Origin of the sequence: Martinezella rhizogenes, assembly GCF_027460065.1 — a bacterium.
Taxonomy (GTDB): Bacteria; Pseudomonadota; Alphaproteobacteria; order Rhizobiales; family Rhizobiaceae; genus Agrobacterium; species Agrobacterium rhizogenes_C.
The window spans coordinates 141,531-165,450 of record NZ_JAPYZZ010000011.1 but is presented as its reverse complement, the minus strand read 5'-3'; the positions used below and the strand labels follow the sequence as shown (position 1 = coordinate 165,450).

Below are 23,920 nucleotides of genomic sequence, written 5' to 3'. Positions count from 1 at the left end.
CGGAGATGAGAACCATGGGCCAGGCAGCGAATGCGGTCGCTCACGACGATATGCCGCTTTTTTCTCTTGATGGCGTCACCATGGAAGTGCCGGGCAGGACTTTGTTGCAGCCGCTGACGGCACGTTTTGCGACCGGCAAGACTATCGGCCTTATCGGCCATAACGGTTCGGGAAAATCGACGCTGCTCAAGATTTTGGCGCGCATGCAGGAGCCGACCGCGGGACGGGTTTCGTTCGAGGGCAAGCCGTTAAATGCCTGGGGCAACCGCGAATTCGCGCGCAAGCTCGCCTATCTGCCGCAATATACGCCGGCCGCCTCTGGCATGCTGGCGAGCGAACTGGTGGCGCTTGGCCGTTATCCCTGGCATGGCGCGCTCGGGCAATTCAGCAAGGCGGATCAGGAGAGGGTGGACGAGGCGATCGAACTCACCGATACCGTCGCTTTCCGCGACCGGCTGGTGGACACGCTGTCCGGCGGCGAGCGCCAGCGCGTGTGGCTTGCCATGCTGGTGGCCCAGAATGCCGAAAGCCTGCTCCTCGATGAACCCATCTCCGCGCTCGACATGGCGCACCAGCTCGAGGTGCTGTCACTGGTGCAGAGACTGTCGCGTGAAAAGGGCCTCGGCGTCATCGTGGTGCTGCACGATGTCAACATGGCGGCACGTTTCTGCGACGAGATCGTCGCGCTGCATTCCGGCCAGCTGATTGCGCGGGGAACGCCGCAGGAGATCATGACACCGGAGACGCTGGAGCGCATCTATGGCGTGCGCATGGATGTCATGACCCATGCCGCCACCGGCCTTCCCGTTGCCTTGCCGCTTTGAGATGTTGCAGCAAAACAACGGCCAGAAACGCTTGTTGTTGATGGTGATTCCGGGCGCATTTCCCGCCCTAACAATGTCTTAATGCCAGCCTACCGCCATTAGACATTGTTAACTGTTCCGCTTTCATCGCTTCCAATTAAGTTGTTTTGGATCGATTTTTCGGAACAAACGTTAACAGTGCGGAATTCAATATCCGGAGAGGGCAAGAAGGGCTGCTGCGGGTAGGATAAAACAGGAGAAAACAAGATGAAAAAGGCTGTTGCCGTAACTTTTGCCGCATTGACGATGGGCCTTAGCGGAACCGTTTCCGCACTCGCTGCCGACCTTGCAAGATATGAGCCGGCTCCGCAGGAGCAGGACGATCGCAACGGCGTCAAGATCGGTTACCTCACCTGCGATATCGGCGGTGGCGTCGGTTACGTGATCGGCTCGGCCAAGGAACTGGATTGCACCTTCCAGTCCACCATGGGCGCGCGTCGCACGGACCATTACACCGGCGCCATCCGCAAGATGGGCGTTGACCTCGGTTTCACCACGCAGGGCCGTCTGGTCTGGGCCGTTTTCGCCCCGACCGCCGGTTACCACCGCGGTTCGCTGGGCGGCCTCTATCAGGGCGCAACGGCTGAAGTCACCGTTGGTCTCGGCGTCGGCACTAACGTTCTCGTTGGCGGCACGTCCGGCTCCATCCAGCTGCAGACGGTCAGCGTGACCGGTCAGGTTGGCCTCAATCTCGCAGCGACCGGTACGTCCGTGACGCTGACCGCCATGAACTGATCGGCGAAGTGCCCGGTGTTTTGACCGGGCATTCTGTCGCATGTCAAAACACGCCCTCTTCGTTGTCAGACGGAGAGGGCGTTGTATTATCCGGGCCATGATTTTCGTGTCCAAACAAGCCGCAACCACAGCCGCGGTTTTCCTCCAGCTTGCTGCAAGCGCCTTTGCCGAGGGCGATGCGGCGCATGGCGAGAAGGTTTTTAGCCGCTGTTCCACCTGCCATAGCGTGGATGCGCCGCGCACCCGCATGGGGCCGCATCTGATGGGTGTGGTCGGCAGGCCGATGGCTTCCGTGGCCGATTACGGCCATTATTCGCAGGCGCTGAAGGATGCCGGCGCAGCTGGCCGGGTCTGGACGGAGGAGGAACTGCAGAAATTTATCGCCAGCCCGAAGAAGGCGATACCCGGAAATGCAATGCGTTTTTTCGGGCTGTGGAGCGAAACCGATATTGCCGATCTGATCGAATATCTGAAGACTCATCCCCTGCCGCAATAAATGTCAGAGGGGCGCGTCGGAGAGGATGTCTTCCGCCTCTTCCGCCGTCATCGCCATCACCTTCGTGCCGATTTCGAAGCTGAAGCCGTTGCGGGCAAAAGCGGAAAACTCCTTGGCCTTGCGTTTTTCGTCCGGCTCGACACGGCGATAAGGCCCGAAGGCGCGTTTGCGTGCGAAGATGACGGCGGCGATGAGATCGTTGGTCTCCTGCAACGCGGCCGTTGCGGTTTCCCGGGCGACGCCCTTGATCTGGAGTTTTTGCGCCAGACCACGTTTTGACTTGCCGCTGCGCTGGCCGCTTCGCACGGTAATCTCGGCATAGGCCGTATCGTCGAGCGCCTTGATGCCATAAGCGAAAGTCACGGCAAATTCGCCGAGCGCCTTCACCTGCGCCGGGCCGATATCCTCGAATTTTTCCCGGGCCTTGCGCATGATGGCGTCGCGCAGCTGCTTTTCCGTCATCATGCGCTGTTGCAGCCGGTAAAGAGCGGAATTGCGCGCCCAGGACAGCATACGGCTTGTGGGCTCAACGGCCGGCACTTCGCCGTCGAACTCCATATCGTCAGTCAGGAAGGGGCTGGAATCGTCACTCATGGCGCATTTATAGCGCGCTTGAGCCGTCTTGCCAGTTCCCTGCCGGTCTGAATTCTCCTGATATCAGCGTTTCAGGGCGTCTGTGCGCCGGTGGCGGCGACATAAACCGAATAGAGCGATTTCGTTGCGGTGATGAACAGGCGGTTCTTCTTCGGGCCGCCGAAGGTGAGGTTCGCCACCGTCTGCGGCACCTTGATCTTGCCGATCAGCGTACCGTCAGGCGCAAAGCAGTGAACGCCATCGCCGGCGCTGGTCCAGAGGTTGCCGGCGGTATCCAGGCGGAAGCCGTCCGGCAGGCCATTGTCGAGGTTGCAGAATTCCCGGCCGTTGGCGAGCTTCACGCCATCCACCACGTCGAAAACGCGGATGTGGCGCGGGCGGGATATATCGTGGCTATAGGAGCTGTCGGCGACATAAAGCTTCGTCTCGTCGGGCGAGAAGGCAAGGCCGTTCGGCTGCACGAAGTCGTCGATGGCGATGTCGATCTTTCCGGTTGCGGGGTCGAGCCTGTAGACATTGCGGGTCTTCTGCTCCGGTTCGGCCTTGTAGCCCTCGTAGTCGGAAAGAATGCCGTAGGTCGGGTCGGTGAACCAGACGCTGCCGTCGGATTTGACGACGACATCATTGGGTGAGTTCAATCTTTTGCCGCCGTAGCTGTCGGCAAGAACGGTGATCGAGCCGTCGACCTCGGTGCGGGTCACACGGCGGCCGCCATGTTCGCAGGAGACAAGTCGCCCCTGCCGGTCGCGGGTATTGCCGTTGGTGAAGTTGGAGGGCTGACGGAATACGGAAATGCCGCCATCAGGCACCCAGCGCAACATGCGTTCATTGGGAATATCGCTGAACAGCAGGCAGTTGAGATCGGCAAACCACACCGGGCCTTCGGCCCAGCGGCAGCCGGAATAAAGCTCTTCCAGCTCCGCATTGCCAACGATCAGATGGCGGAAGCGGTCGTCGTGGATTTCGTAAGGGGAGGTCTTGTCTGTGGTCATGAGCGTGGTCCGCTTGTGGGCTTGTCGTTTGGGTTCAGCGCGTGGCCTTGCGGCCGCTTGCCAGAAGAATGACGGAAATGATGATGAGGCCGGTGAGGATGAGGCGGATGCCGGCGCCGAAACCATAGGTGTTCAGCATCGATACCACCAGGAACATGAAAAGCGAGGCGCCCCATATGCCGGGAACATTGGAATCCCCGCCTGCTACCGCCGTACCGCCAATGACAACGACGGCGATGGACATCAGCAGATATTCCGATCCCATGTTGAGTGCCGCACCGCCGGAGAAGCTGGCGAGAAGATAACCGGCAATCGCCGCCAGCACTGCGCAGAGCACATAGGTGATGAAGCGTGTTCCATCCACGGGAATGCCGGTCATGCGGGCAGCGAAGGTGCTCTGGCCGATGGCGGCAATCCAGCGACCGTAAAATGTGCGGTCAAGCAGCAGCCAGGCGACGACCGAGAGCAGCAGCGCGACAAGCGCCACATTCGGAATGCCGAAAGAGCTTGATATCGCGAATGTCGCCAATGTTTCCGGCGGCTTGATGCGCAGGCCGCGGTTCGACCAGATGGCGATGGATTGTACGATGAAGCTCATCGACAGCGTCGCGATGATCGGCGGAATGCGCAGGAGCTTGATCAGCGCATAATTGCCGATGCCGATGGCAATGCCGATCAGGATGGCGATCACGAGTCCGGGCAGGATGAGGCTGTCGGACACATCCATGAATTTCAGGGCCAGAGTGCCTGACAAAGTCATCGTCGCGGGAACGCAGAGATCGATATTACCCGGCCCGAGCGTGATGACGAACATCTGGCCGATGCCGACGATGACTGAAAAGGCCGCAAAGGTGAGCGCCGCATGCGACAGCCCGAAGGAGCTGGCGCCGCCGGTGAAGAGCACGGTGACGATCCACACCGCAACCGTTGCGGCAAAAGACCATATCCATGGTTTTCTGGTGAGGGAAGAGAGCCGGCTCATTGGTTTTTCTCCCGCTTTTCGAGACGGTTGAGCAGGATGCGCAGCGCCAGCACGATGATGAGGATCGCCCCCTGAGCACCGATCTGCCAGTCCGGCGAAATGCGCATGAAGGAGAGGAAGGAACCCGCCAGCGTCAGCGTCAGTGCGCCGATGACGGCGCCGATGGGCGACACCCTGCCGCCGACGAATTCACCACCGCCGAGGATGACGCCGGCAATCGACAGCAGCGTGTAACGCAGGGCGATATTGGCATCGGCTGCGGTTGTCAGCCCTACAAGGGCGATGCCCGAAAGCACCGCGAAGAAACCGGCGAGCGCAAAGGTTGCGGCGCGAATGCCGACGACCGACCAGCCGGAGCGCTCGACCGAGCGGAAATTGCCGCCGACGCCGCGCATCAGCACACCGAAGGAGGAGCGCATGACGATGTAATGGGCGACGACCGCAATCAGGATGCTGGCGACGATGGCGATCGGCACGAAAGGCGGTTTCGCCGTCATCAGCGTGCGGATGAAGGCGGGCGCCTGACCGCCGGGCGAGGGCAGGATCAGCACCGCAAGGCCGCCCCAGACGAAACTCATGCCAAGGGTGACGACGATGGAAGGCAGGTTGCGAATGTGGATCACGGCGCCCAGCACGGCGTAAACCGCAATCGCCCCGGCGAAAATCGCAATACCTGTCAGCGGCGAGGTTTGCAGGAAGGTGGCGGTGACGCAGGCGCAGAAGCTGACGAAGGTGCCCATCGACAGGTCGAGATCGTTGACCGACATGATCAGCATCTGCGCAATGGTGGCGAGCGCTATCGGCACCGCCAGATTGAACAGCAGGTTCATGCCGGTATAGCTCATGGCGCGCGGCTGCATGTAGAAAACGGCGGCGAGCAGGAAAGCGAGCGAGGTGGCGGGAATGATGAGACGAAGGGCACTTGCCGAGAGTTTCATGCGTGGTCCTCTCCGGCAAAGGAGGCGGCCAGCACATTCTGCTCGGTAATGTCGTCGCCGACGAGTTCGGCCTGGATGGCGCCGTCGCGGAAGACATAGACCCGGTCGCAGAGACGGATTTCATCCATTTCGGTGGAATACCAGATGAAAGTACGGCCATGGGAGGCTTCGGTTCTCAAGATGTCATAGACCTCCTGTTTGGTGCCGATATCAACGCCGCGCATCGGGTCGTCCATCAAAACGGTGCTGGCGGTGGTGGCGAGCGCGCGGGCAAAAAGCACCTTCTGCTGGTTGCCGCCGGAGAGGGACAGGATCTTGTTGCCCATATCAGGCGTGCGGATTTCGATGCGCTTTTTCCACTCATCGCCGCGTTCGGTTTCCTTCGTCCTGTCCACCATGCCTGCGGATGAAATATCCCTGAGCGAGGCGATGGACAGGTTTTTCAGAATGCTCCACAGCGGGAAGGTGCCGTTCAGGCTGCGGTCACCCGCCACAAAGGCGATATCGGTCTTGCGCGCTGGCAGCCAGCTGCTGTTGCGGGCAAGGTAAAGATCGAGAAGCGCTTCCGTCTGGCCATGGCCGCCTAGCCCGGCAAGGCCGATGATCTCACCGCGAAAGGCCTCGAAGGCAAGGCCTTCGCCGCGGCGCGCTGGCATGGACAGCACCTTTTCGCCCGCCTTGCGGTTTTCGCTTTTCTGCCTGTCCTGCGGTTTGACGACGCTGCCCATGGCCTCCACCAGCGTACGCGTTGTGAATTCGGCGGCTGGCCGGTTAGCCACCACACGGCCATCCTTCATCACGACGATGCGGGTAGCGGTCGAAAGAATTTCGCCGAGAATATGCGATATCAGCAGCACCGAACCCCCGGTGCGGACAAAACGGCGGACATAATCCATCAATTGTTCGGCAAGGCCGGCATCGAGCGAGGAGGTGGGTTCATCGAGGATCACCAGCCTCGGGGCCTGAGGCGTGCGGCAGAAATTGATGGCGATTTCCACCATCTGCCGCTCGGCAATGGAAAGTTCGGCAATCGTCAGCTCGCAATCGATGCCGTGGCCGGGAAAAATCTCGTCGAGCGTCTGCCTGATCATGGCGAGTGCCCGCCCGCGCCAATTTCGCCCGCTGATAGCGGCATGCATGATGCGGACATTTTCGCTGATCGTGAGGTTCGGGCAGAGCGACAGTTCCTGAAACACGCAGCGCACGCCGCTGGCACGCGCGGCCGCGATGCCGTGGCGGTTCTGGTCACCGCCGTAGGAAATGGAGCCTTCATGGGGCGTCAACCCGCCATTGATGACGTTGACGATGGTGGATTTGCCCGCGCCATTATGGCCGACGAGCCCGAGGCATTCCCCGGCACGGATAACGAGATCGGCCCCATCCAGCGCCTTGACCGCGCCGAACACGACCTTCACGCCGCGCGCGGCGACGACTTCTTCCGCCTCGATGATGTCATTCATGAGCAATTACGCCAGTGATCTGAAAAAGGATAATATCGGTGGCTGTTGCGGCGCCCGTTTTTTAGGAGCGCCGCAATCGGTCATATCGAGACTTGGCCGGCCTTATTTGGCCGAGGCGATGGCCTTCTGGGCGTCTTCCTGCGAATATTCCACATTCGCGACGCCGCCCTTCTGGGTGTTCTTGAGGTTCTCCTCAAGATTGCCCTGGTCGATGCGCAGGAAAGGAACGGTCAGGTCCTTTTTCACATCCTTGCCGTCGAGGATTTGCTGCGCCACCCAGAAAGCCAGCGTCGAGACGCCGGGAGCGATGGAGACCGACATGGTCTCGTAGCCGCTCGCGTCCTTCTGCTGTTTCCACCATTGCAGCTCGTCTTCGCGGTTGCCCATCACGATGGTCGGTGTCGGGCGCTTGGCGGCGGCGAAGGCCTGTGCCGCACCATAACCGTCACCGCCCTGTGTCACCACGGCGGCGACTTCGGGAAGGCTCGGCAGAATGCCGGCGACGGCGCGCTGGGCAACGTCCTGCGCCCAGTCACCGTTGACCGAACCAACGATCTTGAACTGCGGGTTCTTGGCAACGGCATCGACTATACCGGCATGGATTTCGTCATCGACCGAAACCCCGGCGAGACCGCGGATTTCGAGCAGGTTGCCGCCCTTCGGCATAGCCTTGGCGAGATAATCGATCTGGCTTGCACCCATCGCCTTGAAATCCACGGCAATGCGCCAGGCGCATGGCTCGGTGACAATGCCATCGAAGGACACGACGGTGATGCCGGCATCACAGGCTTCCTTCACCGCGCCGTTAAGCGCGGTCGGCGAAGCGGCGTTGATGACGATGGCGTCATAACCCTGCAGGATGAGGTTCTGGATCTGCGCGGCCTGCTCGGTTGCCTGGTTTTCGGCTGTCGTGAAGGCGTCAGCGGCGGCAACGTGCTTGTCGGCAACCGCCTGCTTGGTGATCTTGTCCCAGCTGGTCAGCATCGCCTGACGCCAGGAGTTGCCTGCGTAATTGTTTGAAAGTGCAATTTTTTTTGCCGACGTATCGGCGTGAGCGGTGATCGGCAGAGCTGCGCATGCGACAGCGGCCGATGCCAGAAGCATCTTTCTGAAAGCCATTGATTTCCTCCCTGGTGGCTTGCCCTTTCGGGGTCCGGAACCCTCATCTGCCGCAAATCTCCTCGGCGGCAGACGAAATCCCGTTGCACTGGAGCTCCGTTCCCCAGTACAAGCGAGAATGACCAAGAAGATTTGGCTTGTATAGGCGGATCACGGCAATCTTCCTGCGGGTTTCCGCAGAAAGCATGCGGGAACCCGCAGGACGAAACGGCATTGCCGGGCGCAGAATGAATGATGCGGCGTTCTGATGTGTTTAAAACTGCGCCGCCTGATGTCGATTAGGCAGGCGCTTGGGAGGGCGTCCGCACATGCTGGATACGCCGAAAAGCGCTCTTTTCCACCACTATATGGGCATTTCGCGGCTGCTTGCCGGGCAGCTGGAGTTTAACGCCATCATTCAGGCCGTCGCCACCGAGATCACCCATATCATTCCGCACGTCCACCTTGATGTCTGCATCAAGCAGCTGGATGACAAGTACCACATTGCCTATGAAAGCGGTCTCGTCAGCGCCTGGAGCCGCCAGCCGCCGGCACTTCTGAGCGGCAGTCCGATCCGTTCTCTGCTGTCAGGCGAGGTTGAATATCTCCTGAGCGGGGATGCCTGTGCTGATCCGCGGTTTCATTTCGAAGGGTCGTTTTCAAGCCCGATCATCGAACTCAACCTGCATAGCCGCCTGCATGTGCCGATGAAGGTGCATGGCGATATTATCGGCGCGCTGAGTTGCTCCTCCCACCAGTCGGACGCCTATACGATGGAGGATGTGGCGAATGCCCGCGCGGTCGCCGATTTGCTGGCGCCCTATTTTTATGCCATCCGCGCCGCCGAACAGGCCAAACGCTCAGCCATTGAGGAGGCGCGTGCCAATGCCCGCGAAGAGGGTCTGCGGCTCGGCGCGCTGCAATTGACGGAGGCGCTGGAGGCGGAGCGGCAACGCATCGGCATGGACCTGCACGACCAGACGCTGGCCGATCTGACGCGGCTTGCGCGGCGTATCGAGCGCATGAGCCATTCGGCCGATGTTTCCGGCGAGATGCTGGAGCCGGTGGTGCGCAGCCTGCAGCATTGCATGCAGGATCTGCGCGAGATCATCGAGGAGGCAAAACCCTCGATCCTGCAATTGTTCGGCCTCGTTGAGGCGATCGAGACCTATGTGGACCGTTCCGTGCGTGACAGCGGCTCGGTTATAGAGTGGTCGGTTACTGATGAGACGGACGGGCTGGTGGAGAGGCTCGACAAGACGGTGGCTATCTCGCTGTTCCGCATCGTGCAGGAGGCGGCCAATAACGCCATTCGCCATGCCCAGCCGGAAACCATTGCCGTGAACCTCATCGCCGTCGATGGCGGGCTCAGGGTGACGGTCAGCGATGACGGCAATGGCCGCGGTGACGGCGCGGCCTCCGGCGGTCTCGGCATCGGCAACATGAAGACACGGGCGCGGCTGATTTCGGCGAGATTCGATATCGGCGGCAATCGCAACGGGGCGGGCACATGCATCACCGTGACCCTGCCGGAAGGTGCTTTCGATCACCGGGAGGATGTGTGACATGGACGTGCTGATCGTCGAGGACGATGCGTTGCACCGCGCCTATTTGAACGAGGCTGTCAGAGCTGCCCTGCCGGAGTGCGACAAGGTTCTCGAAGCCGCGAATGGCAGGACGGGGGAAAAGCTCGCGCGGGAAAACCGGGCAGCCCATATCGTCATGGATTTGCAGATGAACGAGCGCAACGGCATCGAGGCGGCGCGCACCATCTGGAAGGAGCGGCCGGATACCCGCATCCTGTTCTGGTCGAACTATTCGGATGAGGCCTATGTGCGCGGTGTCTCGCGCATCGTGCCCGAAGGTGCGGCCTATGGCTACGTGCTGAAATCGGCCTCCGATGACCGCCTGCGGCTGGCGCTGCGCAGCATCTTCATCGAGGCGCAATGCGTGATCGACCGGGAAGTGCGCGGGTTGCAGGAAAAGAGCCTCGGCAAGGCGCACGGCTTTACCGATTCCGAATATGAAATCCTCGTCGATGTCGCGCTCGGCCTCACGGACAAAGCGATTGCGCGGCGCCGCAACCTGTCGCTGCGCAGTGTTCAGAACCGGCTGCAGAGCCTTTATGAGAAACTGAACGTGCATCAGGCGCCGGGCGACGATGAAGCGGAAGGCCGGTATAATCTGCGGACCCGCGCCGTGACCGTGGCTTTCTTGCGCAAGCTCCTGAATTACAGCGCTCTCGAAAGAGCCGAGCGAGACTTGGCGGAGTGGGCTGCTAGCCGCTGACTTTTTGTTTTATCGCATTATCCGGACGTAAAACCGCTACGCACTTTTACTGGAAATGCTCTAAGGCAGGAAGGCCAGCAGCCGTCTTTCATCGGCCCTGAGGCCGGAGACGGGTTTTGCACCGACCTTCAGGATGCGGCCGAGTTTTTTCCTGGCTTTTTCTTCTGTGGCGATATCGAGAACGGCCGGGTGCACATAGCTCTTGCGGCAGATGGCGGGCGTGTTGGAAAGTTCGGCTGCCGCCGCCTGGCACATGCCTTTTATGCTCGGTTTTTCACCCGCAGCCACGTGCTCCATCGCGTTGCAGAAGGCCGCTAGCGTTCCGCCCCAGGTGCGGAAGGTCTTTGCTGAAATGCCTTGGCCGCCAATGCCTGAGAGGTAAGCGTTGAGGTCGCTGGAATCGACGGAATGCACCCGGTTTTCGCTATCCTGCCAGACGAAGAGTTCCTTGCCGGGCAGATCGGCAATTTCCTCGAGGATTTTCTGAAGGCGCGGGTGGCGCAACTGCCGTTTCACTTTCTGCCCGCCCTTGGCGGCAAAACGCAGTTCGATGGTTTCACCGAAGGACACATGGCGCTTGAGCAGGGTCGTCGCGCCATAGGTGCCGTTGGTTTCAAGATAGGAGCGGTTGCCGACGCGCAGATAGGCGGCGTCAAGCAGCAGGGTAAGCGCCGCGAGCGTCATCTCCTGCCCATGATCCTGCTTGCCAATATCCGCCATCGCGCGGCGGCGGATGGCGGGCAGCGCCTTGCCGAAGCCCTTGAGCTGGAAGAACTTCGTCTCGCCTCTGAGCGCATGCCAGTCGGGATGATAGCGATATTGTTTTCGCCCGCGCGCATCGAAGCCGGTGGCCTGTAGATGGCCCGCCGGGTCTATGCAGATCCACACATCCCTGTAGGCAGGTGGCACGCCAAGCGATTTGATACGCTTCAGTTCGACGCTATCGGAGAGGAGATCGCCGCCCGGCAGCCGGTAACAGAAACCGCGCCCGCGCTTTTCGCGGGCAATACCCGGCTCCTGATCATTGACATAGGCAAGTCCGATTTTGGCAAGAAGGCGGGTCGGCGGTTGTGACATTGTTTTTCCCGGCAGGTTTCACGCTGCGGCAAACGAAAAACAGGCCGCCTTCGTTCCGGCGGCCTGTCGTTCAGCTCTTGAGTTTTCTCAACCGGCCTTCGCGATCCGCAGAATCTGCGATTCACCACCGCCGCGCTCTTCCGTCACAGCATAGACTGCGCCATCAGGCCCGATCTTCACGTCGCGGATACGCGCCTCAAGCGGTAGGCGGCTTTCGGTCGCGACCTTGTCACCATCGATGTGCAGGATAACGAGACCCTGGCTCACCAGACCACCGACGATGAAGGCGCCTTTCCATTCGGGAATCTGATCGCCGTCATAATAGGCCATGCCGGAGGGACCGATGACCGGGTCCCAATAATAGACCGGTTGCTCCATGCCCTGCCTGGCGGTGACGCCCTCACCAACGGACCGGCCGCTATATTCGACCCCATAGGTGATGACAGGCCAGCCGTAATTCAGTCCCGCTTTCGGCAGGTTCAGCTCATCACCGCCCTTCGGGCCATGCTCCACCGTCCACAGCCTGCCCTGACCGTCCAGTGCTGCCGCTTGCATGTTGCGGTGGCCGTAACTCCAGATTTCAGGAAGCGCATTCTGCTGGCTGGCGAAGGGATTGCCCTCAAAGGCCTTGCCTTCGGTATCGATGCGGAAGACCTTGCCGAGACCGCTCGACAGATCCTGCGCCTGCACGCGCGGTTTTGCGTCCGAACGTTCGCCAACGGTGACGTAAAGCTCCTTGTTCGGACCGAAAACGAGGCGGGAGCCGAAATGTTTGTCGCCGTCATAGGTCGGCATCTGGCGGAAGATCACCGAGACGTTTTCCAGCTTCGCCGCGCCGCCCTCTTCGGTCAATTTCGCGGCGGCCACGGAGGTGCCGTTGCCGCCCTCACGCGGTTCGGAGAAGGAGAAGAATATCTTGCGCGATGTCTCGAAATCCGGCGCCAGCGCTATGTCGAGAAGACCGCCCTGCCCATCGGAGGCGACCGCAGGCACGCCTTCCAGCGCAGGACCGGCCTTGCCGTCAGCGACGATATGCATGGCGCCTTCCTTGGCGGCGACGATCATGCGGCCATCGGGCAGGAATTCCATGGACCACAGATGCGGCAGGCCCTTGGCGACAACGGTTTTTTCAACGCTCGGCTGGGTGGCGGCTTGCGGCGCCCGGGTCTGGCCCTCAAAAGCCGGTTTCTGATCCGGCGCATTCGGCCGTTTGGTTTCGGCGGCCGGGGCGGTCTGGGCGTGGGCGGCGCCGGCCAGCGGCACGGCGAGCAGCGCGCACAGGATCGTCGAACTCAGAAATCGGTTGTTGTGGAACATGGGTCTCCCTTCCATCGTTAAGGTCACGCAGGAAACCATTTGGGGAGGATTTCGTTTCCTTCGAGAGTTTCAAGAAAACTTGATCATTGCGTGTGCAGACGCCACGCTCTTTTCTCACCCGTGCGAATTCATAGGGAACCGCGACGCGTGAGAGACGTTTGGCCTCTGTTACACGGAGGGCGCCATGCAGATCATAGACAACAAGACGATAGACGGGAACAGACCGAAGCCGATCCTCAACGTAGCGGAATTCTGCCGCCGCTACCGGCTGGATAAGGCTGAGGAAGTCAGGCTCAGAAAGCTGTTCGGCGAGTTTGCGTCGCGGCACGAGCTTCTGATGAATGCGCAGCGCAAGCCCAGCTTCCGCTGATCATTCTTCCAGATCGAGAGATTTTCCGAAGATCATGAAAACATCATAACGGGTATTCTTGCCCATTATCTGATGCGAGGGCTTGCGAATGCCCGGCATCGGCTCGGCCCGCAGCGGCCATTTCAGCACCACCCGTTTCGTAGCATGTTCAAGCGCCACCTGCATCAGCTCTACCTGATCGGGATCGGACCCCACCAGTTCCCGCAGCACCCGCATTTCCTTTTTCACCAGCGCCGTATTGTGGCGGGGTGGATGCATGGGGTCGATGACTACCACCTCGGGTGAAAGCTCTTTCAGCAACTGACGGGAATCGCCCTGTAGCAGCGTCATGCGCGACGCTGCCTCGGCATAAGCGCCGCCCGCTTCCAGGGCGCGGCTGATACCATCGGCGAGATGGGCATGCATGGCCGGCGAACGTTCGATAAGGATAACGTCAGCCCCGAGTGATGCGAGCAGGAACGCATCCCGCCCCAGCCCGGCTGTGGCATCGACGATTTTTGGCGTGCGGCCTTTGGTGAAACCGGCGGCTTTCGGCAGAGCCTGTCCGCGTCCTTCGCCGGAGCGGAAACGATGGCCGACCGCGCCGCCGACAAAATCCACCACGAAACTTTCGTTTTCTTCCTTCATTTGCGACCTCAGAACGGGCAGGGCACGGTATAGGCGACGTCACGGCCATCCGGATGGCGGAAGCCTACCTCCTGCGCATGCAGCATCAGACGTGGTGCGGCGGCGAGTGCTTCACCTTCGGCATAAAATTCATCGCCGAGAATCGGGTGGCCAAGCGTCTTCATATGCACCCGCAATTGGTGGGTGCGGCCGGTGAGGGGCGTAAGCGCCAACCTTGTCGCAGGAAGCGGCAATCGCTCCAATACGCGCCAAAGGCTTTGCGCCGGCTTGCCATTTTCATGGTCCACCCGGTGGCGGGGTTTGTTGTCGGGATCGATCGCCAGTGGCAGGTCCACTTCGCCTTCTTCGCCCGCGACCGTGCCCCAGACGATGGCAACATAGGATTTGCGCGTTTCACGCTTCTCGAACTGGGCGGCGATCGCCGCATGCGCCTTGCCGTTCAGCGACATCAGCACGATGCCTGACGTGTCCTTGTCCAGCCGGTTGATCATCAGTGCTTTCGGGAACTGTTGCTGCACCCGCGTCATGAGGCTGTCGGAAAGCGCCGGATCGCGCCCCGGCACGGACAGAAGCCCGCTCGGCTTGTCCAAAACCAGCAAATCGTCATCGCGGTGCACGATGGTGAGCCAGGGGTCGAGCGGCGGATTGTAGATGGGGTTGGAAAGCTTAAGTGACATATAGCTTCCTTAGCACGAATTGCGCATTCGGACAGTCGCTGGAAAATCTCTAGTCCGGAATGTGAAGACTGACGCGCCCGCTGGTCAGGTCGCTCAGAAGCCGGGTCAGCCGTTCGGCTTCTTCGGCCGGAACGAAAAGCAGCATATCCGCGCCGGTGCCGGTGAAATCCTCCTTCTCCAGCCGCAGGTTCGGTGTGGCGGAGAGCCGCGATTTCACCAGCGCCAGATCGGAGAAGGGGCAGCTCAAGGTCGCGCTGACATAGGCGATGACGGGTGAAGTCTCGCCGAGCCGGAGGCAGGCCGCCGCCGTGCCGCCATAGGCGCGCATCAGCCCGCCGCTGCCGAGCAGGATGCCGCCGAACCAGCGGATGACGAGAACTGCGACATTATCCAGCGCCTGACCGTCTATCGCCTGAAGGATTGGCTTTCCCGCCGTGCCGGAAGGCTCGCCGTCGTCGCTGAAACGATAGGTCTGACCCGTTCGCCAGGCCCAGCAATTATGGTTGGCATCGGGGTCTGAATGCGCCGCCAGAAAGTTCTTCGCATCCTCCTCGCCGGTAACCGGTGCGGCGAAGGCGATAAAGCGGCTTTTTTTGATATCCTGCGAAAAGGTAACGGGGCGGTCGAGCGTGAACATCCGCGTTCAATATCGCATATATTCGCGCCCGGAAATCGGTATAAGGCTCCCAACGGCAAAGATGGCTAAGGAGAGGGTTTTGAGCGAGGCGAGGCAGGTCGCGATTATCGGCGGCGGGCCGGCGGGGCTGATGGCGGCCGAGATGCTCTCGTCCGCGGGCCATGCCGTGACGGTGTTCGAGGCGATGCCGACCGTGGCGCGCAAATTGCTGATGGCCGGAAAATCCGGCCTCAACATCACCCATGCCGAAGATTACGACAATTTCTGCCACCGTTTTGGCGAGGCGGAACCGAGGTTGCGTGCGGCTCTCGATGATTTCACGCCTGAGATGCTGCGCAACTGGGCGCAAGGGCTGGGGCAGGACACCTTCGTCGGCACCTCCGGCCGGGTGTTTCCCAAGGTGATGAAGGCGTCGCCGCTGTTGCGCGCCTGGCTTGCGCGACTGGAAGCGCAGGGCGTCACCATCCGGACGCGGCATCGCTGGGTGGGTTTTTCTGGCGACCGGCTGGTGTTTGCGACGCCGGACGGCGAGGTCACCATCAAGGCCGATGCCGTGTTACTGGCGCTCGGTGGCGCGAGCTGGCCACGGCTCGGCTCCGATGCCGCCTGGGTGCCGGTGCTGACGCAGAAGGGCGTGGAAGTTTCCCCGTTCCGCCCCGCCAATTGCGGCTTCGACGTCGATTGGAGCGATATTTTCCGCCAGCGTTTTGCCGGAGAGGCCGTCAAATCCACGGTGACCATGTCTTTGGCCGGAGCCTTTCAGGGCGAGTTCGTGATCACGAAACACGGCATCGAGGGCAGCGTGGTCTATGCCCATTCCGCCGCACTGCGCGACCGGCTGGAACAGGTGGGCGGCGCGTCGCTTGCGGTTGATCTTGCGCCCGGACGTACGGTGGAGCGGCTCAGCCGCGACCTGGCAAAGCTCGGTCGGAAGGAGAGTTTCGCAAACCGCATGCGCAAGGCCGCCGGCCTCTCCGCCGTCAAGATCGGGCTGCTGCGGGAGATATTCCCCGACATTGCGGCTATGCCGGATGATTTTGTCGCAGCGAGACTGAAACACATGGAGATACCGCTCCTGCGGCCGCGGCCGATTGCCGAGGCGATTTCGGCAGCCGGGGGCGTCGCGTGGAGCGGTGTCGATGAGAACTACATGCTGGAAAGCATCCCCGGCATATTCGTTGCCGGAGAAATGCTGGACTGGGAAGCGCCAACCGGCGGTTATCTGCTGACCGCCTGTTTCGCCACCGGCAAGGCGGCGGCGAAGGGCATGGTCGGGTGGCTTGAAGGTTCAGCCTGACAGCCGCTCCGCCATGCCGCCTTCCTCTCCATGCGCCGTCCTGACGAGGCAGCGCATGATGGCGTCGGTGGTAACGGCGCCGAGCACCTTGCCATTTTCTCCGACAACCGTGGCGCTGCTGACATTTTCACGGACCAGCGCACGTAGGCCTTCTTCGACCGTCATATCTCCATCGAGCTGAAGGCGGGACTGGCCGGAGAATTCCGGCTGCACGATGGCGCCGAGGCGAATGACCCTGCCGCGATTGACCTCTTCCACGAAGGCCTCGATATAGCTGTCGGCTGGCGACATGACGATCTCGGCGGCCGTGCCCTGCTGGATGATCTCACCGTCACGCAGGATGGCGATCTTGTCTCCGAGCCGCAGCGCCTCGTCGAGATCATGGGTGATGAAGACCACGGTCTTCTTCAACTCCTTCTGCAATTCCAGCAGCACCGTCTGCATGTCGACGCGGATGAGTGGGTCGAGCGCCGAATAGGCCTCGTCCATCAAGAGAATTTCGGCATTGTTGGTCAGAGCGCGGGCGAGGCCGACGCGCTGCTGCATGCCGCCGGAAAGCTGGTTGGGATAATGGTTGGAAAAGCCCTCGAGCCCCACGCGCCTGATCCAGACTTCGGCCCGCTCCTCGCGTTCGCGTTTGTCGACGCCCTGCACCTCAAGCCCGTAGACGACATTCTGCAGCACGTTTCGATGCGGCAGCAGGCCGAATTTCTGGAATACCATCGCCGTCTTGTGGCGGCGGAATTCCAGAAGGTCCGCTTCGTTGAGGCGACAGACATCGGTGCCGCCATAGAGGATTTCGCCGGCGGTCGGGTCGATCAGCCGGTTGACGTGGCGGATCAGCGTCGATTTGCCGGAGCCGGAAAGGCCCATGATGACGGTGATCTGTCCGCCCGGCATGGTGATGTTGATGTCGCGCAGGCCAAGCACGTGACCATTCGTGGCGTTGAGCTCGGCCTTGGACATGCCGGCCTTCACGGCTTCGACATGATTTGCCGCCTTGGAGCCGAAAATCTTGTAGAGGCTGCGAATTTCGATCGATTGACTAGCCATGCGCCACTTCCCGGTGTTTTTGCAGACGAAGGCCATAGGCCTGGCTGATGCGGTCGAAGATGATGGCGATGCCGACGATGGCAAGCCCGTTGAACACGCCGAGCGTGAAATACTGGTTGGCGATGGCCTTCAGCACCGGCTGGCCAAGACCCTGCACGCCGATCATGGAGGCGATGACGACCATGGCGAGCGCCATCATGATGGTCTGGTTGATACCGGCCATGATGGTGGGGAGTGCAAGCGGCAGCTGCACCTTGAACAGCTTCTGGCGCTTCGAGGATCCGAAAGCGTCGGCTGCCTCCAGCACGTCGTGGTCGACCATGCGGATACCGAGATTGGTCAGCCGGATCATGGGCGGTATGGCGTAAATGATGACGGCGATGACGCCAGGCACGCGGCCGATGCCGAGCAGCATGACGACGGGAATGAGATAAACGAAGCTCGGCATCGTCTGCATCACGTCGAGGACGGGATTGACCACGTTCTGCAGGCGGTTCGACCGCGCCATGGCGATGCCGATCGGCAATCCGATGACGATGGACATCACCGCGCAGACGAAAATCATCGAGACCGTCTTCATCGTGTCTTCCCACATGCCGAACCAGCCGATGGCGAAGAGAATACCGCAACACAGTGAAACGATGGTGGCGCTGCGGCTGCCAAACCAGGCGAGCGCGCCGACAATAAGAATAACGACCGGCCAGGGTGCGCCGATCAAAAGCCTTTCCGCCCAGATGAGAAAACTCTGCAGGGGTGTAAACAGCCCCTCTATCGCGCCGCCATAGGTTCGGGTGAATCCCCGGAATCCCTCGTCGATGACTTTTTTCAGCGCGCGCAGAGCATCGTCATTCATGGTCGGAAATTTGAAAAGCCATTCCATATCCTGTTCTCCATGAAGAACCGGAGGCGGGGATCGATATCCTCCGCACTCCGGGAGTAAAATCGCCAGAGCGCCGCGCGTCCTTCAGGACGCAGGGCGGAACGCTCTGTTGAACCGGCGCATCTCACCCGGAAGCCGACAGGCATTCCGGAGCCGATGCGGCGCGGCGTCGCCATTGGCGAACGCCGGTTGCCGGGCAGATATGTGAGGACGCACTTTTAAAGGGCGGCCTTGACCTTTTCCGCGACTTCAGGAGAGACCCAGCCCTTCCAGAGGGCTTCGTTTTCCTTCAGGAATTGCTTGGCGCCGTCTTCACCGGTTGCCTGGTTATCGGTCATCCAGGCGATCAGCTTGTTGACGGTTGCGTTGGTCCAGGCGCGCTTGTTGAGGTAGTCCATGGCCGGGCCTGCACGGTCGGCAAAGCTCTTGCTGACGAGCGTCTGCACGTCATCCACCTGCCATGCATTTGGCTTCGGGTCCGGACAATCGGCAATCGACGTGCAGCGCTTCCATTCGGCAGCATCATATTCGGTGCCGAAACCGAGCTTCACCATCTCATATTTGCCGAGCAACGACGTGGGAGCCCAATAATAGCCGACCCATGGCTGCTTGGCTTCGTAAGCCTTGGCGATGGAACCGTCGAGGCCTGCGGCGGAACCCGTATCGACGAGGGTGAAACCAGCCTTTTCACCGCCGAAAGCTTTGAAGAGCTGTGCGGTGACAACGGTGCCGCCCCAGCCCTGCGGGCCGTTAAACACGGCGCCCTTGGACTTGTCTTCCGGTGCGGGGAACAGTTCGGGGTGTTTGAAAAGGTCAGGAATGGTCTTGAGATCGGGATTGGCATCGGCGAGATATTTCGGAATCCACCAACCCTGGACGGCGCCGTCCGAGAGGATCTTGGCGGCTGCGACGACCTTGCCGCCTTCCAGTCCCTGCTTGACGATTTCCGGCTGCAGGCTGACCCAGGCCTCGGGGGCGATATCCGGCTGGCCCTTTTCGGACATGGAGGTCAGTGTCGGCACGGTGTCGCCGGTCACGATTTCGGCGGAACAACCATAGCCTTTTTCAAGAATGAATTTATCGAGATTGGCGGCGACTTCGGCGGATTGCCAGTTCATGCTGGCGATTGTCACGTTTCCGCAGTCGGCGGCATAGGCCGCGCCGCCTGAAAAGGCGAAGCCGGCAGAAAGAATTGTGGCACCCAAAAGTATTTTCATTTTTGTTCCCTCTGGTCGCGGTGTGGCGAAGACCCGGGCGCTGACGGCACCGCGACCGCCAGCACCCTTATTGAGGCTTAATAATTCCTTTGTGGCCATTCCGTTTGCGGCAATTTCTGGCGTATTGAGGATGCCAATCGTCAAGTAAACCGGCACCATAGGACATATCTTTGCGAAAATCCTGGTGTGAAGCTACTGAAATCTCAAGTTCTTTAGCACTTGCGTCACGATATTTCGGGACCGATGGAACTTTTCGAATTTTTGAAAAATGTCGGGAACAATAAGCGGAAGTTTCTGTTTTCTTGGACTTTTCTCTCGTCGTGTATTACGGGAGGTTTCCTCTCGATTTTTGTGGTGATGTTGAATGACCAATCTTCGTGCTGCCCCGGTATGGCCGATCGGTGGCGGTGAAACGGGTGAGCTTGTGCGCCGCTTCGACTGGTCGAAGACATCGCTCGGTCCTATTTGCGACTGGCCGCAAAATCTGAGGCAGAAGGCCAATTCCGTCGTCAATTCTCCCATTCCGCAGGTGCTGATGTGGGGGAGCGATCATGTGATGATCTACAATGACGGTTATGCCGAGATCGCCGGTAATTATCACCCGCAGGCACTGGGCGGAACGGTGCCCGGCATCTGGCCGGAAATATGGGACTGGAACAGCCGCATCCTGGAAGCAGGTTTCCGCGGCGAGGTCATGGCCTATCGCGACCAGCCAATGACGCTGATGCGACATGGCGTGCCGGAAGAGGTGATCTTCGATCTGTTCTACACGCCGATCTATAACGAGGGCGGCACGGTGGACGGCGTTTTATGCACCGTGCTCGAAAACACCGAAAAAGTGAAGGCGATCGAGGCGCTGGAGCAGAGTCGCATGGAGCTTAGCCGGCTGACCAATGCGCTCCCGATTCTGGTCGGATATGTCGATCGTGATTACATCTATAAATTCGCCAATGACGGCTATCTGGAATGGTTCGGCCGCGGCGCTGACGAGGTGATCGGTCACAGCGTGCCAGACATCGTGGGCGAAGCGTTTTTCGCTGCCCGAAAACCCTATCTCGATCGCGCACTTGGCGGCGAGAACATCGTGTCCGACACGGTCATTCGCAGGCCTGACGGCAGCATGCGTGCCGCGGAAATCCGCTACGTGCCGCGCTATGTGACTGACGGTTCGATCGATGGCATCTATGTGCTCATCATTGACATAGAACAGCGCAAGCGCTCTGAGCAGGAAATCCTCATCAGCAACAACCGTTTCCGGGCGGCGGTGGAGGCTGTGCATGGCGTGTTGTGGACCAATAGCGCCGAGGGCAGGATGCTGGGTGATCAGCCCGCCTGGGCCGCGTTGACAGGACAAGCCCCTGAAGAATATCAAGATTTTGGCTGGGCGGACGCGGTTCACCCGGACGATAGGCAGGGGTCCGTCGATAGCTGGAACAGGGCGGTCGCGGAAAAGTCGACCTATATCTGGGAACATCGGGTACGTCGTTACGACGGTGTTTATCGCACTTTTGCCATCCGTGGCGTGCCTATCTTCAACAAGGAAGGCGCCATTGCCGAGTGGGTCGGGGTTCACACGGACATCACCGAGCAGCGGCAAGCCGAAGACACCCTCAAGGAACATGCCAGCAATCTCGAGCGCGAGATTCGTCACCGCATCCGGGCGGAAGAGCAGCTTCGGCAATTGAACGAAGGCCTGGAAGCGCGTGTCGAGATGGAAATGGCGGAGCGCCGCCAGACCGAAAAGGCCTTGCAGCAGGCGCAGAAGATGGAATCCATCGGCCAGCTGACGGGCGGCGTGGCGCATGATTTCAACAATCTTCTGCAGGTGATCGCGGGTAATCTGCAATTGCTGTCGAAGGATGTGATCGGCAATGAACGCGCCGAAAGGAGGCTGGAAAATGCGCTTGCCGGTGTCCATCGTGGTGCAAAGCTCGCCAGCCAGCTGCTGGCCTTCGGCCGCCGGCAGGCGCTGGAGCCGCGCGTCATCAATATCGCCCGTTTCGTGACCGGCATGGACGATCTCTTGCGCCGCTCGCTCGGCGAGGCGATCGAGGTGGAGGTTATTACGTCAGGCGGTCTCTGGAACACCTATGCCGATCCCAACCAGGTGGAGAATGCGCTGCTCAATCTCGCCATCAATGCGCGCGACGCCATGGAAGGGCACGGCAAGCTGACCATCGAAGTGGGCAATGCGGTGCTCGACCGCGATTATGCCCGCAAGCATTCCGAGGTTTCGGCGGGGCAATATGTGATGCTCGCCGTCACCGATACGGGCTCGGGCATGTCGCCGGAGATTCTCGAAAAGGTCTTCGAACCGTTCTTCTCGACAAAACCGGAGGGCAAGGGCACCGGTCTCGGTCTTTCGATGGTCTATGGTTTCGCGAAACAATCGAGCGGCCACGTCAACATCTATAGCGAGGTGGGGCAGGGCACGACGGTGAAGATGTATCTGCCACGCTCCGCTGCCGATGAGGACAGGGAAGTGGTGATGCCGACCGGTCCCGTCGAGGGCGGAACGGAAACCATTCTGGTGGTGGAGGATGACGAGGAGGTGCGCAACACTGTCGTCGAGACGCTTGGCGATCTTGGCTACCGGGTGCTGACCGCCCGTGATGCGCAGGCCGGACTGACGGTGGTGGAAAGCGGCATTCCGATCGATGTCATCTTTACCGATGTGGTGATGCCCGGGCCTTTGAAAAGCCGGGAAATGGCACGCCGCGCGCAGGGGCGGCTTCCCAATCTCGCCGTTCTCTTCACGTCCGGTTACACGGAAAACTCCATCGTGCACGGCGGCAAGCTGGATGCCGGGGTGGAGCTGCTGTCCAAGCCCTACACGCGCGAAGCGCTGGCACGGCGTATTCGCCATGTGATCGCCAATCGCAAGCAGGTATCGCTGTCGAGCGCACGGCCGGCGGCCACAGCGGGCTATTCGAAACCTTCCGAAACCGTGAGCGCGGTCGACAGTGAAAACAGGTCGATCCGCGTCCTTCTGGTCGAGGACGATGAGCTGATCCGGATGAATTCGACGGAGATGCTGTCGGAAAGCGGCTTTGCCGTCGTCGAAGCGGGAAATGCCGCGCAGGCGCTGAAAGTTATCGAGGCCGACCGGATAGACGTTCTCGTTACCGATCTCGGCTTGCCCGACATGAAGGGCGGCGAGCTGGCGGTGGAGGCCCTGCGTCGCAAGCCGGGGCTCGCAATCGTATTTGCGACGGGCGATAGCCATCTGCCGGAAGGGGCGCCTGAAAGCGCGGTGCTGCTGACCAAGCCCTATGACGAGCAGCAGATCGTCGCGGCCGTCGAACGGGCCCATACGGCAAAGGCGACGGGGGCGGAATAGGCCGCCCGCCGTCTTGTTGCCGGCTCAATAACCGCGGATCATGTCGACCGTTTCCGGCAAGCTGCCGGTCTGCCGCCAAGCGCGAACATTGCCCGCCACGATGCGGGCCGAACTCTCCCGGCTTGTCGGGGCGGAAATATGCGGCAGGACGGTGGCTTTCGGGTGCCGCCAGAATGGTGAAGCCGTGGGCAGCGGCTCCTGTTCGAAGACATCGAGAACGGCGTGGGAAATCCGTCCGGAATCGAACGCAGCGAGCAGGTCGTCGGCAACGATGACGGCGCCACGGGCGAAATTGATGAGTGCAGCGCCGTGTTTCATCATGGCAAGACGGCCGGCATCGAGAAGACCGCGCGTCGCATCGGTGAGCGGCACAAGGCAGACGAGAATGTCGCTTTTTTCGAGCAATGCCCGTAGCCCGTCCTCCCCCTTCAGTGTTTCCACTCCCGCGATTGCCTTTTCCGAGCGGCTCCAGCCGGCGACGTTGAAGCCGGCTTGGGTGAGGCGCTCCGCCGCCGCCGTTCCGAGCGCCCCAAGGCCGAGCAGGCCGATGGTCATCTCGCCGGGGTGACGGTAGTCCAGCTCCTGCCAGAGCGCCTTTTCCTGGTTCTCGCGATAGGCTGGCATGTTGCGCTGCAGATAATAGGTCCATGCCAGCACGGCCTCCGCCATCACGCGGGAAAGCTCGGGATCCTTCAGGCGAACGATGGGCGGAGCCTTCTCACCCAGTTCCAGCACCAGCCGTTCGACACCAGCCCACAGGCTGTGGATCCATGTGAGGCCTGGAAGTGCGGCAATATCGGCCGGATCGGGATTGGCGACGATGGCGAAATCTACCGCTTGTTTCTGGCTGTCTGACAATTCGGAAAAGGAAAGAATTTCCTCTTGCGGCATGGCGGCGCGCAGCGCCTGTTTCCAGACGGCTTCCGTTTCCACAGTCATCCGCGAAACAAAGGCGATGGGTGATGGCATGAGATTGGGTCC

23 protein-coding genes are annotated in these 23,920 nt (G+C 60.6%); 8 read left to right on the top strand and 15 right to left on the bottom strand.

Features of this window, described 5'->3' with window-relative positions; all coding sequences use genetic code 11:
* Positions 1-14: 14 nt before the first annotated feature.
* The 3 genes from O8B93_RS17825 to O8B93_RS17815 all read left to right on the top strand — a co-directional run bounded on the left by O8B93_RS17825 (position 15) and on the right by O8B93_RS17815 (position 2,094).
* A complete protein-coding gene (locus tag O8B93_RS17825) occupies positions 15-824 on the top strand; it encodes an ATP-binding cassette domain-containing protein (RefSeq protein ID WP_269711254.1) in 810 nt (269 codons plus the stop codon).
* A gap of 246 nt (positions 825-1,070) precedes the next feature.
* The gene (locus O8B93_RS17820; RefSeq protein WP_045015650.1) at positions 1,071-1,598 is read left to right on the top strand and encodes a DUF992 domain-containing protein; all 528 of its coding nucleotides are present in this window, start codon (positions 1,071-1,073) and stop codon (positions 1,596-1,598) included.
* A gap of 97 nt (positions 1,599-1,695) precedes the next feature.
* Positions 1,696-2,094: a c-type cytochrome gene (locus O8B93_RS17815; RefSeq protein ID WP_269711253.1), complete on the top strand. Its 399-nt coding sequence runs from the start codon at positions 1,696-1,698 to the stop codon at positions 2,092-2,094.
* Between the two features lie 3 nt (positions 2,095-2,097).
* Here O8B93_RS17815 and recX read toward each other — a convergent pair whose 3' ends face one another.
* The 6 genes from recX to O8B93_RS17785 all read right to left on the bottom strand — a co-directional run bounded on the left by recX (position 2,098) and on the right by O8B93_RS17785 (position 8,179).
* On the bottom strand, positions 2,098-2,688 hold the full coding sequence (gene recX / locus O8B93_RS17810; protein WP_269711252.1) for a recombination regulator RecX: 591 nt from the start codon (positions 2,686-2,688) through the stop codon (positions 2,098-2,100).
* A gap of 71 nt (positions 2,689-2,759) precedes the next feature.
* Positions 2,760-3,680 carry an SMP-30/gluconolactonase/LRE family protein gene (locus O8B93_RS17805; RefSeq protein ID WP_269344860.1) on the bottom strand — a complete coding sequence of 307 codons (921 nt, stop codon included), beginning with the start codon at positions 3,678-3,680 and terminating at the stop codon, positions 2,760-2,762.
* Positions 3,681-3,714: 34 nt separating this feature from the next.
* The gene (locus O8B93_RS17800) at positions 3,715-4,662 is read right to left on the bottom strand and encodes an ABC transporter permease (protein ID WP_269711251.1); all 948 of its coding nucleotides are present in this window, start codon (positions 4,660-4,662) and stop codon (positions 3,715-3,717) included.
* Entirely contained in the window at positions 4,659-5,600 is a 942-nt protein-coding gene (locus O8B93_RS17795; RefSeq protein ID WP_269711250.1) for an ABC transporter permease, read from the bottom strand. The genes O8B93_RS17800 and O8B93_RS17795 overlap by 4 nt, the downstream gene beginning before the upstream one ends.
* Complete coding sequence (locus O8B93_RS17790) at positions 5,597-7,060, bottom strand: ATP-binding cassette domain-containing protein (RefSeq protein WP_269711249.1); 1,464 nt, start codon at positions 7,058-7,060, stop codon at positions 5,597-5,599. Before O8B93_RS17790 ends, O8B93_RS17795 begins: the two co-directional genes overlap by 4 nt.
* Positions 7,061-7,162: 102 nt before the next feature.
* Positions 7,163-8,179 carry an ABC transporter substrate-binding protein gene (locus O8B93_RS17785; protein ID WP_269711248.1) on the bottom strand — a complete coding sequence of 339 codons (1,017 nt, stop codon included), beginning with the start codon at positions 8,177-8,179 and terminating at the stop codon, positions 7,163-7,165.
* A 308-nt stretch (positions 8,180-8,487) separates the two neighbouring features.
* Here O8B93_RS17785 and O8B93_RS17780 point away from each other — a divergent pair, with 308 nt between their 5' ends.
* The gene (locus O8B93_RS17780) at positions 8,488-9,723 is read left to right on the top strand and encodes a GAF domain-containing sensor histidine kinase (protein WP_269711246.1); all 1,236 of its coding nucleotides are present in this window, start codon (positions 8,488-8,490) and stop codon (positions 9,721-9,723) included.
* A 1-nt stretch (position 9,724) separates the two neighbouring features.
* Positions 9,725-10,447, top strand: a complete 723-nt coding sequence (locus O8B93_RS17775) for a response regulator transcription factor (RefSeq protein ID WP_269711245.1) — start codon at positions 9,725-9,727, stop codon at positions 10,445-10,447.
* A gap of 60 nt (positions 10,448-10,507) precedes the next feature.
* Here the strand turns inward: O8B93_RS17775 and O8B93_RS17770 are convergent, their stop codons facing one another.
* On the bottom strand, positions 10,508-11,524 hold the full coding sequence (locus O8B93_RS17770) for a DNA topoisomerase IB (RefSeq protein ID WP_269711244.1): 1,017 nt from the start codon (positions 11,522-11,524) through the stop codon (positions 10,508-10,510).
* Positions 11,525-11,611: 87 nt separating this feature from the next.
* Positions 11,612-12,841, bottom strand: coding sequence for a PQQ-dependent sugar dehydrogenase (locus O8B93_RS17765; protein WP_269711243.1), 1,230 nt, complete (start codon positions 12,839-12,841; stop codon positions 11,612-11,614).
* Between the two features lie 184 nt (positions 12,842-13,025).
* Here O8B93_RS17765 and O8B93_RS17760 point away from each other — a divergent pair, with 184 nt between their 5' ends.
* Positions 13,026-13,211: a hypothetical protein gene (locus O8B93_RS17760; protein ID WP_269711242.1), complete on the top strand. Its 186-nt coding sequence runs from the start codon at positions 13,026-13,028 to the stop codon at positions 13,209-13,211.
* Here the strand turns inward: O8B93_RS17760 and O8B93_RS17755 are convergent, their stop codons facing one another.
* Genes O8B93_RS17755 through O8B93_RS17745 form a run of 3 tightly spaced genes read right to left on the bottom strand, consistent with a single transcriptional unit; the run spans position 13,212 to position 15,152 of the window.
* Positions 13,212-13,838 (bottom strand): class I SAM-dependent methyltransferase, encoded by a 627-nt coding sequence (locus O8B93_RS17755; protein WP_269711241.1) that lies wholly within the window; start codon positions 13,836-13,838, stop codon positions 13,212-13,214. It lies immediately after the preceding gene.
* Positions 13,839-13,846: 8 nt separating this feature from the next.
* Positions 13,847-14,515, bottom strand: coding sequence for a pseudouridine synthase (locus O8B93_RS17750; RefSeq protein ID WP_269711240.1), 669 nt, complete (start codon positions 14,513-14,515; stop codon positions 13,847-13,849).
* A 49-nt stretch (positions 14,516-14,564) separates the two neighbouring features.
* Positions 14,565-15,152: an IMPACT family protein gene (locus tag O8B93_RS17745; protein WP_269711239.1), complete on the bottom strand. Its 588-nt coding sequence runs from the start codon at positions 15,150-15,152 to the stop codon at positions 14,565-14,567.
* Positions 15,153-15,213: 61 nt separating this feature from the next.
* Between O8B93_RS17745 and O8B93_RS17740 the strand changes: the two genes are divergently transcribed.
* Entirely contained in the window at positions 15,214-16,449 is a 1,236-nt protein-coding gene (locus tag O8B93_RS17740) for an NAD(P)/FAD-dependent oxidoreductase (RefSeq protein ID WP_269711237.1), read from the top strand.
* Here O8B93_RS17740 and O8B93_RS17735 read toward each other — a convergent pair.
* The 3 genes from O8B93_RS17735 to O8B93_RS17725 form a co-directional block, all read right to left on the bottom strand.
* Positions 16,441-17,502 carry a quaternary amine ABC transporter ATP-binding protein gene (locus tag O8B93_RS17735; RefSeq protein WP_269711236.1) on the bottom strand — a complete coding sequence of 354 codons (1,062 nt, stop codon included), beginning with the start codon at positions 17,500-17,502 and terminating at the stop codon, positions 16,441-16,443. The genes O8B93_RS17740 and O8B93_RS17735 overlap by 9 nt on opposite strands.
* On the bottom strand, positions 17,495-18,382 hold the full coding sequence (locus O8B93_RS17730) for an ABC transporter permease (protein WP_080828532.1): 888 nt from the start codon (positions 18,380-18,382) through the stop codon (positions 17,495-17,497). The genes O8B93_RS17735 and O8B93_RS17730 overlap by 8 nt, the downstream gene beginning before the upstream one ends.
* 218 nt (positions 18,383-18,600) lie before the next feature.
* Positions 18,601-19,599: an ABC transporter substrate-binding protein gene (locus O8B93_RS17725; RefSeq protein ID WP_269711235.1), complete on the bottom strand. Its 999-nt coding sequence runs from the start codon at positions 19,597-19,599 to the stop codon at positions 18,601-18,603.
* Between the two features lie 364 nt (positions 19,600-19,963).
* Between O8B93_RS17725 and O8B93_RS17720 the strand changes: the two genes are divergently transcribed.
* Positions 19,964-22,939, top strand: coding sequence for a PAS domain-containing protein (locus O8B93_RS17720; protein WP_269711234.1), 2,976 nt, complete (start codon positions 19,964-19,966; stop codon positions 22,937-22,939).
* Positions 22,940-22,963: 24 nt separating this feature from the next.
* Here the strand turns inward: O8B93_RS17720 and O8B93_RS17715 are convergent, their stop codons facing one another.
* Complete coding sequence (locus tag O8B93_RS17715; protein ID WP_269711232.1) at positions 22,964-23,908, bottom strand: 2-hydroxyacid dehydrogenase; 945 nt, start codon at positions 23,906-23,908, stop codon at positions 22,964-22,966.
* Between the last annotated feature and the right edge of the window lie 12 nt (positions 23,909-23,920).